Raw genomic sequence first — 1,119 nt, 5'->3', positions numbered from 1 at the left:
TTTGGCCAGGATGGCTCTGGCTATGGCATCTATCAGCAGCGCTACCATGTTGTTAACGCCTTTGGCGATGGCCGGGAGAAGGGGACGGGATCGGCCGGCAACGAGATCTTCCAGGTCCGCAGCGGCGGTTTTGGCAGCGGCGATAGTCTGGAAGCCGGAGCCGGTACCGACATTCTACGAATGATCGAGAGCGGCACCGTCGACCTCACCGCGCCCGATCGCCTCACGGGTGTTGAGATCATTCAAGGCAGCAGTGGCAATGATGTGATCGTCTCGAACGCGGCTCGCCTTTCCGGGCTTTTCGGTTTCGTCGGCGAGGCCGGTTACGATGACCTGCAGCTTCATGCGGACGATTACGATCTCACAGGCATGATCTTCACCGGTCTCGAGGCGATCACGCTTCTGGGCTCCGGATCCATGGCCTTTTCCAGCAAAGCCATGGCTCTTCTCGCCCATAGCCAGACCATTGACGGCACCATCATCCTGCAGGACGATACCTTCTCCCTCGCCGAACGCGGTCAGCTCTTCCGCCAAGGCATCCGCACCATCACCGATGCGAGCGGATCCTACACGTATGGGGCGGTCGCGTTCGCAGGCGGCGGCACTGCGCACAATGTGGCGATGACGGCTGTGGCCACGCCCTTCGCCGATACTGTTGTGAGCGCCAGTGACGGACTGACGCTCACCGCGACTGTCACCCTCAGTGCGCCGAGCCACGGCCGGCTCCTGAACCCGTCGGGCGGCGCCTACGATGCCGTAACCGGCACCTACACCATCACGGGTGATGCCGCGGCGATCCAGGCCGCCCTGCGGGCTCTCATCTTCGATCCTACTGATCGCGCCGCCGCTATCGGCAGCATTGAGACAACCAGCGTTTCGCTCACCCTCAGCGATGGCCTCACCGTGCAGACAGGCCAGGCACAGGTCGGATCGGTGGCCACCAATCTGGCGCCGGGCGAGCCGCAGCTGACTCGGACCTGGGTGCAGGAGAATGCTTCGGCGGGAGTGCAAATCGGTCGTATTTTCGCGAGCGATCCCAATCCCGGCGACGGCCTGCGCTTCGATCTGATCGATAGCGCCGGCGGCCGCTTTGCGCTGTCGGATAACCAAACCATTGTG

The 1,119-nt window shown here is 62.8% G+C and carries 1 protein-coding gene; it reads left to right on the top strand.

The window, feature by feature from the left end:
- Nucleotides 1–1,119 (top strand): hypothetical protein (locus LG661_RS24650; RefSeq protein WP_407666844.1); only part of this gene is annotated, 1,119 nt, incomplete at both ends.

Origin of the sequence: Microvirga roseola, from assembly GCF_020866965.1 — a bacterium.
Lineage (GTDB): Bacteria > Pseudomonadota > Alphaproteobacteria > Rhizobiales > Beijerinckiaceae > Microvirga > Microvirga roseola.
The sequence above is the reverse complement of the archived record's forward strand: the minus strand, read 5'-3'. Positions and strand labels throughout refer to the sequence as shown.